Below are 7,654 nucleotides of genomic sequence, written 5' to 3'. Positions count from 1 at the left end.
GAAAAATGTGGGGGTGAAATGTATCCTGAGTATTATAAAGGGGTACATGGCATAGAGTACAAATTATCGGATATTCTCTAACCATGAAAAGGACCGGGCTATGCCCGGTTTTTCTTATTCCGACCGACTTTAGTTGTTGAATCGATAGAGGTTAATGTTTTATAGAAAAAAACTTATTAAGAAACATGCACTAGAAAAAATATAAATCATATATAGGTGATATCCCGTTTGATGCTTAAGGAGGATATGATGATACCTATGTTACCTAGTGAAAAATATTTCGGTAATTTTGAACTGGTTTATCCATTTTATGGGGCTATGCCTACAGGTGTTACTGTTTCAGAAACCGGTCGTATTTTCATTTGCTTCCCGAAATGGGGAGACGATGTTAAATTTACGGTGGCGGAAATTGTTGAGGATAAATTGCAGCCTTATCCTAATTTACAAACCAATTTGGTTAACCCCGAGAATTTTACAAGGACTTTTATCAGTGTCCAAAGTGTAGTTGCTGATGGAAGGGGAACACTTTGGGTATTAGATACAGCTGCACCCAATTTTTCTGAACCTATTAAAGGGGGGGCAAAATTAGTCGCTGTTGATCTAGAAACGAATACAATAAGAAAAGTATATACCTTTACAGAAGATGTTGTCCTGCCTACAACTTATTTGAATGATGTCCGTTTTGATTTTCGTGTTGGAAAAGCAGGGTATGCTTATATAACGGATTCTTCTTCAACAGGACCAGGAGCTATAATCGTCGTAGATTTAGCAGATGGAAACGCCTTCAGACGGTTAAATGGGGCAAATTCAACTTCACCCGATCCCTATTTTATACCGAAAGTAGAAGGAAAAGTATTAATGAATCGAAATAAAGATGGCAGTACTTCTCCATTTAGACTGGCTTCTGACGGTATTGCGATTTCGCCTGATGGAAGGGTATTATTTTTTTGTCCACTAACCAGTCGTCATCTGTTCTCGATCACAACAGAAGCCCTGAGAGACAGAAGCATACCGGACATGGAATTACCTTATCATGTGGAGTATTGGGGAGAAAAAGGTGCATCTGATGGAATGATCACTGATGCAAAGGGAACTGTTTATGCTGGAGATTATGAACACAACTGTATCCGCAAGATATTGCCAAATGGCACAATGGAAACGATCATACATGACCCGAGAATGTTGTGGCCGGATACTTTTTCAATTGGTCCGGATCAATATTTGTATGTCATTGTGAACCAATTACATCGACAGCCTAGATTTCATTATGGAAAAGACTTACGACAGAAACCTTATAGTTTACTTCGTATCAAAATTGATGAATTTCCTGCTCCGACCTTTTGATAATAAATAAACTTAAAATTAGGAACAGTTTATTTGGTAAATGTTAAACTGTTCCTGGAAATTTTTATAATGTTGGTAAGTTCAATTCTGTATTTATATTTCGGACTTACGATATATCTGGTTGAACATTTTTTTTGTACATGAAAAAAGGACCGCAGCAGCCATCATCCCCAGCTACACAAATTAATGAATTCCTCCCATTTATGAATTTTACCGATTATAAAAAACCTTAAAGAATGTTTCCTCCTATTTTTGGAACAATACAATTGATTGTATTAACGAATAAGGAGGTTAAGTAGAAATGGATAATCAAAAATTAGCCGATCATGAATCATTGGATTTGCATGAAGTTATTAATTTCAAAACCCTTTGCTTAGCGAAATCAAAACTAATGCAAGGATTGGTATTTGATCAAGATTTGAGAGCGTTAATGCAAAAAGATGTTGAACAATCCATCGAAGCGTTTGGGGAATTACAGGCAATTTATCAACGTGCACCTTTTGAAGCTCCTGTTCCTCAAAACCGTCCAACGCCAATAGTCAATTGAAAAGGAGGCAAATTCATTGAACCATGACTATTTAGACCCTATAAACTCACTGCACGTACCAGAGCTGGCAGATACCACATTTGCGATGGATTTACTTCTTCGTGCCAAAGAAGGCGTGCGCAATATTGCTGTCGCATTAACGGAGTCCGCATCACCTGATGTTAGAACGGTCTTACGAAACCAGTTAATGCAAGGGATTGCCATGTACCAAGAAATTACAGAACTAATGATTAATAAAAAATGGTTCCATCCATACGAACTAAGTGAACAGTATAAACTAGATCAACTTTCAGCCAACAATACCTTGATGATTGGCAAAATGAATCTATTTCCTGTTGAGACCAATAGAAAAGGTATGTTTGACCGGACACCTGATGAACACTAACACTGGAGGCTGTGACCAATGAAGGCAGTAACATATCAAGGTATTAAAAATGTTGTAGTGAAAGAAGTTCCAGATCCAAAGATTGAAAAACCAGATGACATGATTATCAAAGTAACGAGTACAGCTATATGCGGGTCTGATTTACATTTAATTCACGGCATGATTCCTAACCTGCAAGAAAACTATGTTATTGGTCATGAACCAATGGGAATCGTCGAAGAAGTTGGTCCAGGCGTGACCAAACTAAAAAAGGGAGATCGTGTCATTATTCCTTTTAATATAGCATGCGGTGAATGCCATTACTGTAAAAATCATTTGGAAAGCCAATGTGATAATTCAAATGATAATGGTGATATGGGTGCCTATTTTGGATATTCTGGTACGACGGGGGGCTATCCAGGTGGGCAAGCTGAATATTTAAGAGTGCCATTTGCCAACTTTACTCATTTCAAAATTCCAGAGACTTGTGAAGAACCAGATGAAAAGTTAGCAGTTATTGCCGATGCGATGACTACTGGTTTTTGGAGTGTTGACAATGCAGGCGTAAAGGATGGAGATACCGTTATTGTTCCTTTAGCAAAAGGTTTTATAGCTAATTAGGGGTACAGTCAGGAAAATGCGGTTACAACTTTAAGATTTTTGATACAAGTCTTGTGAGACGCTGTGAAAGTTATTTTTATTGGAATGAATCTGTGTATCAATAGCCTTTACTCTATTGAGATTGTGAAGTGATACACTTAAAGTTACAGGCGGAATAACTGAATAAATCATTTTAGTTCTTAGGAAACTAAAATGAGGTGAAAATTATGAAAAAATTCGCAGTTATGCTTATGGTAGGAATACTTTTAGCTAACACAACAGTATATGCAAAAACGATAAATGAAGCTGATACGGAATTATGTGAAACTCTAAAATATGCACTTATAAGTAGTCTAAGAAAACCAGTAGATAGAGCAATCGTTGAAATTTATAAAGATGATAAAAATGCACCTGAGGGTCTTACTTGGGCTTCATATGACACAGAAATGCTTAAAATTAAGCAACTGTATGGAGTTGGTGGAGGATATGAGATAACTCTAAAAGTATATCCTTATTATGATGCTCATATGAGTTATGGAATAGATAAAGTTGTTGTAGATACAACGGGTAAGTTAATAAGCTATAAGCATCTAAAAACATATCCTTGAATTTCAACTAACGGGGCATTAGCTTAATAAGCCAATTAATGTTGTTCGGATTCATTAAAATTACAGCTGGCTGCAGGAACAGATACCTGGACAAATTTATTTAAAAAGACGAACGTTTTTTGTTGGCCATAATTCCGGAAAAGCCTAAAAGCCGAACAAAGAAATACCTTGGACGCTGTCCAAACCTGTAAGGGGAACGCTTCCCCTTAACCCCATAAAAAAACACCCCCAACCCCCTCACTTTTTGAGGGGGCTCCCTCGCCGGTAGGCGTCAAACAAACGTGTTTGTTTGAATGCCAAGAGGGTTTTGGGTGTAGTGAACCTATCAACTCCTTAAATTCCTTCCACTCCGTTCCAGTCAGACATTTACCGTTGACAGGGGCGTTTTATTTGTCTCTCTAATGCATTTTAGGTGATTTACTTAGTTTAACTATTCATTTAGAAAAAACACCCCTTAGAATGGAAAATAGAAAGCCGTTTTTCTCAACGAATCAAAATATTATAGCCAACACGCCAAAGATACCAAAAATTATAAGTGCATCAATCTCACCATCTGTAAACCATCGGTCTTTTATTAGATATGAGTTATAGCTACCTTTAATTTTTATAATTTTTCTCGGTCTATCCGATCTTGATTGTAATTCCTCCTTGATTGGTAATTCTGGTTCGTTTGGCAGAAACCTCCCCTTCTCGTCTCGTGATCGATGACTCACATCCAATTGAATTTGTTTCTTTGGTGACTCTGATGATTGAATCAGTTTCAACAATTCCTTTAACTGATCTTGTTCGTGTATTGATAGCATTGACGTCCTTACCTCCCTCTTGTTTTGGTGGGTTTCTATCGAGCCAGTATCCATGTTGATCGGCATTCCATTTAGGTAGAGGAAGAAGGGCGTCAGCCTTTTTGTATTTTTTCAGTAGTGATTCAAAGTTTGGAGAAAAGGCAGCTGAAAATAATGCTGCCCTTATAATTTGATTACGATCTAGAGTAGTTGCATGGAATAGATCATCCACGTATTTCTTAAATTCATCTGCATAACGGACAGTAGGACGGTACACCATTACTTTGATTGCTCCTTAATCATTTCTTCCAGAAGCTGTTTCCCTTCCTCTGTGAGATAGACGTCCTTACCTTCAAGCAGTGAAATAGCCAATTCTATTGTCATTGTAATTCCTCCTTATGTAACGCCATTTCTTGACGTCCTGATACATGCTATTAAGTACTGTTTGTCCACTATTCCGATATTTTCTACAAAAATGTATGAAACTTCGAATTTTTGGACATGACTTGCACTAAATACGTAGTTTTTAGGAGGTAAATTCATGTTTGGATTAGGAAAGAAACGCTCTAAACTGGGAAAATGGTTAGATAAAAAAGGGGTTTCACAGCAATGGCTTGCGAATAATTCAAAGGTGAGCCGTTCTACTGTAAGTGAACTATGCAAAGATAATGCTGATCACGAGCCTACCCAAAGCACTATGAAGAAAATTTTAAAAGCAATACGGAAAATTGACCCTACTGTTAAGAGTGATGATTTTTGGGATATGTAGGAAATGCATTTAACCCTTTTAATCATAGTTATAATTTTTTCTTTAATTAAGGGTGATTGGAGAAATTGGAGAGAATACTATCCTACAATGCTATATACGTCTTTATCAACTTTTGTTTATGAGTTTATATCTCATAGTCATTATCATTTGTGGGAACTTCAAGAAGATTCCCATTTTAATCTTATGAATGTTCATTTTACGCACGATCTGATCATAAACACTCTGATAGCCTTTGTTTTTTTATCTAATTATCCTAATAACCTAAAAAAACAAATTATATATACAGTAAAGTGGATACTTATTTTTTCTGTATTGGAGTGGATAGGAGTTGGGTTAGGTACGATTACACACCATAACGGTTGGCATATGGGATGGTCAATATTATTTACTTCTGTAATGTTTCCAATGATAAGACTTCATTTTGTTAATCCCCTTTTAGCGTTAATTTTATCCGTATTCTGCACTTTGTTTTATTTGTTTGTGTTTGATTATTTGTAACAATTTTAGTAACAACCTTTATTTAGTGACAGAAAAGGATTGTATAAACTCCCAAAATAAGGAAATAGTAGTGGTGGACTAGTTATAAAAGGAGTATAAACATGTTTAAAAAATTTTTAGATTTACAAACCGACATATTAGTTTTATTGGGAATTTATTATGCTCTTCGCTTCATCATTACAAAGGAATTATACATACAAAGTGTGTTTGGAAACGAGGTAAATACTCTTTATTTACTCATACTAACAATTGGAGTAGTTGCAATAAATAGAGCAAAAGCAAAGGAGGAAGAGACTAGCGAAGAGATAAAATCAAAGTAACTGTGGTTAACCAAAAAACTCAATAATATCAACAGTTAACTAGGTTAACCTTGGTTAACTTTTTTTATTTCCTTGCGACCTATTTCCGAAATAAGTCTTAACTTGAAACTATATAGAATAAACACTTAAATGCTCCCATAGATTTTTATAAACCAAAAGTACAGGGGGTTATAGGGTGGTATGGAATAAAATTGATAAGATAAAAAAGGAACAAGAGAGAGAAAAATGGCACAGAGAATGGAATATGTTAGAGAAGTTTTTACAAACGTTCTTTTCACTATATCCGGTTGAAACGATAAAAGATCGTCTAATCAAAAGTGCTGAGAATAAATACGGTTTAGATGAATTTAGAACAGAGTACAGAACTAGTGGTGCACAATTGGATAAGGAGAAAGATGAATTTATTAAAATAACATATGAAGACGATAAACCAATTATCAATTTGTCTGTCGAATGCTTATTCTGCCTTCATAATAATAAAGAATACCTTTCTACAACGCCTACTTACAAAAGAATAAAAAAAGCAATGAAACGAGATTTCGATATTAAAACAGATGGTAGAACGGAATATGGGGATTTCACATTAAGCTTTTATAAGGTTTATAGGTATTAGTAGCACTCTCTTTTAGAGGGTGTTTTTTTTGTGTGGTGGTGGTTTTCATTTCTTATCAAAACAGTTAAAATATAAGACAATGAAGAAAAGAAGAAAACAACGTTGGAAGATTGGAGGTTTAGATATGGCAATTACTATCACAATGGGAATTCAAAAAGGTGGATGTGGTAAATCAACAACAACTGGGATTCTTGCGCATTTACTAAGCTGAGACGGTTATAAGGTGCTAGCGATTGATATGGACTCACAAGGTAATTTAACTGAATTACTGGCTGAAAAACCTTCTAATGATTTTCTAGGTAAATCTGTACTAGAAGCAATGCAACATAACAACGTAAGAGAATACATATATCCGATAAATGAAAAGTTAGACTTGCTCGCAGCAAATAACTTTCTTGCTACATTCCCTAGATGGATCTATACAGGTAAAACGTATCAAGGAGAGAGTATTCCCTTTAAAGGAAGTCCAAGTTTAATATTGGACAAAACCCTAGAACAAGTCAGTGACGAATATGATTTCATTGTAATAGATACACCACCTTCATTGAGTGAACAAACGACTAATGCATCAACATCAAGATTTGTGTTTAAACCGTCATTTGAAAAGACAATTACTGTTGGGTTTTGAACAATTTGATGTACAAATGGAAAATACAGCATTCGATTTCTTTTTGATTTGAACCATGTCCTATCTGTAGCTTTCAAAAAGTCAAAAGTGAGCGTTCCATTTTCTAGCTTTTGATAACCTGTTTTACCAGCATACTCATGTTTATTTTTAAGCTTAGCCACTATGTATTGAATCCCTAATAAGTGACACAGGTTTTCTTCTTTGAAACGCAGTTTAATCGATGGTCTATCGGTATCATCTAATTCAAAATGAAAAACTCTTCCACATAAATGTTCCTTGTAAAACTCTTGGAATAGTTGAAGGGAAACGTCTTTTATATTTGGTTTTTTCTGTATCGTAAGTAAATCTGTAACTGATAACATTTCTTAATTTCCCCTAAAACGAAAAATTGACCCTGGAAACATCATCTCCATTATTACACCCTAATAACAAGAAAATTGAAAGAAAAACCGTTGATAAAAGTTTCATCCACTTAAGATTCATCTTACCGCCGCCCTTTCGATTGTTGTAAATTCTAAATTATTTTCTAGGTTGGTTAACAACTAACCAACCTTTTGTCTCGCATAACTATTGTTGTTTTA

General features: G+C 35.3%; 9 protein-coding genes and 3 pseudogenes. 10 read left to right on the top strand and 2 right to left on the bottom strand.

Going from position 1 to position 7,654, the window contains the following annotated elements; translation table 11 throughout:
* The first annotated feature begins 249 nt into the window (after positions 1-249).
* From ACTJJ9_RS25660 to ACTJJ9_RS25640, 5 genes and pseudogenes are all read left to right on the top strand, one after another.
* Positions 250-1,344, top strand: a complete 1,095-nt coding sequence (locus tag ACTJJ9_RS25660; RefSeq protein WP_061794307.1) for an L-dopachrome tautomerase-related protein — start codon at positions 250-252, stop codon at positions 1,342-1,344.
* Positions 1,345-1,645: 301 nt separating this feature from the next.
* Positions 1,646-1,891 (top strand): spore gernimation protein GerQ, encoded by a 246-nt coding sequence (locus ACTJJ9_RS25655; RefSeq protein WP_145585234.1) that lies wholly within the window; start codon positions 1,646-1,648, stop codon positions 1,889-1,891.
* Positions 1,892-1,907: 16 nt separating this feature from the next.
* Positions 1,908-2,276, top strand: a complete 369-nt coding sequence (locus ACTJJ9_RS25650; RefSeq protein WP_126409024.1) for a spore coat protein — start codon at positions 1,908-1,910, stop codon at positions 2,274-2,276.
* Positions 2,277-2,294: 18 nt separating this feature from the next.
* Positions 2,295-2,846, top strand: a pseudogene (locus ACTJJ9_RS25645) (alcohol dehydrogenase catalytic domain-containing protein); the annotation flags it as partial.
* A 236-nt stretch (positions 2,847-3,082) separates the two neighbouring features.
* A complete protein-coding gene (locus ACTJJ9_RS25640; protein ID WP_145585232.1) occupies positions 3,083-3,463 on the top strand; it encodes a DUF3888 domain-containing protein in 381 nt (126 codons plus the stop codon).
* A 621-nt stretch (positions 3,464-4,084) separates the two neighbouring features.
* Here the strand turns inward: ACTJJ9_RS25640 and ACTJJ9_RS25635 are convergent.
* Positions 4,085-4,525 carry a hypothetical protein gene (locus ACTJJ9_RS25635; protein WP_145585231.1) on the bottom strand — a complete coding sequence of 147 codons (441 nt, stop codon included), beginning with the start codon at positions 4,523-4,525 and terminating at the stop codon, positions 4,085-4,087.
* A 261-nt stretch (positions 4,526-4,786) separates the two neighbouring features.
* On the opposite strand from ACTJJ9_RS25635, the gene ACTJJ9_RS25630 reads away from it, so the two are divergent.
* The 5 genes and pseudogenes from ACTJJ9_RS25630 to ACTJJ9_RS25610 all read left to right on the top strand — a co-directional run.
* Entirely contained in the window at positions 4,787-5,014 is a 228-nt protein-coding gene (locus ACTJJ9_RS25630) for a helix-turn-helix domain-containing protein (RefSeq protein WP_145585229.1), read from the top strand.
* A 3-nt stretch (positions 5,015-5,017) separates the two neighbouring features.
* Complete coding sequence (locus tag ACTJJ9_RS25625; RefSeq protein ID WP_145585227.1) at positions 5,018-5,512, top strand: CBO0543 family protein; 495 nt, start codon at positions 5,018-5,020, stop codon at positions 5,510-5,512.
* Positions 5,513-5,613: 101 nt separating this feature from the next.
* The gene (locus ACTJJ9_RS25620) at positions 5,614-5,832 is read left to right on the top strand and encodes a hypothetical protein (protein WP_145585225.1); all 219 of its coding nucleotides are present in this window, start codon (positions 5,614-5,616) and stop codon (positions 5,830-5,832) included.
* 175 nt (positions 5,833-6,007) lie between these two features.
* Complete coding sequence (locus ACTJJ9_RS25615) at positions 6,008-6,445, top strand: hypothetical protein (RefSeq protein ID WP_145585223.1); 438 nt, start codon at positions 6,008-6,010, stop codon at positions 6,443-6,445.
* Between the two features lie 124 nt (positions 6,446-6,569).
* Positions 6,570-7,013, top strand: a pseudogene (locus tag ACTJJ9_RS25610) (ParA family protein); the annotation flags it as partial.
* A 50-nt stretch (positions 7,014-7,063) separates the two neighbouring features.
* On the opposite strand, the pseudogene ACTJJ9_RS25605 reads toward ACTJJ9_RS25610, so the two are convergent.
* A pseudogene (locus tag ACTJJ9_RS25605) lies at positions 7,064-7,435 on the bottom strand (PBECR4 domain-containing protein); the annotation flags it as partial.
* Positions 7,436-7,654: the final 219 nt, after the last annotated feature.

The organism is Metabacillus sp. 22489 (genome assembly GCF_052044855.1).
In the GTDB taxonomy this organism is placed as follows: Bacteria; Bacillota; Bacilli; order Bacillales; family Bacillaceae; genus Metabacillus; species Metabacillus niabensis.
Note: the sequence above shows the minus strand (reverse complement) of the source record. Positions and strands in the feature narration are given on the sequence as shown.

Bases quoted from the DNA above. Each gene is read 5' to 3' on its own strand.
- ACTJJ9_RS25660 (WP_061794307.1), top strand. From the start codon at position 250: ATGATACCTATGTTACCTAGTGAAAAATATTTCGGTAATTTTGAACTG.
- ACTJJ9_RS25620 (WP_145585225.1), top strand. From the start codon at position 5,614: ATGTTTAAAAAATTTTTAGATTTACAAACCGACATATTAGTTTTATTG.
- ACTJJ9_RS25625 (WP_145585227.1), top strand. From the start codon at position 5,018: ATGCATTTAACCCTTTTAATCATAGTTATAATTTTTTCTTTAATTAAG.
- ACTJJ9_RS25655 (WP_145585234.1), top strand. From the start codon at position 1,646: ATGGATAATCAAAAATTAGCCGATCATGAATCATTGGATTTGCATGAA.
- ACTJJ9_RS25635 (WP_145585231.1), bottom strand. From the start codon at position 4,525: ATGGTGTACCGTCCTACTGTCCGTTATGCAGATGAATTTAAGAAATAC.
- ACTJJ9_RS25640 (WP_145585232.1), top strand. From the start codon at position 3,083: ATGAAAAAATTCGCAGTTATGCTTATGGTAGGAATACTTTTAGCTAAC.
- ACTJJ9_RS25630 (WP_145585229.1), top strand. From the start codon at position 4,787: ATGTTTGGATTAGGAAAGAAACGCTCTAAACTGGGAAAATGGTTAGAT.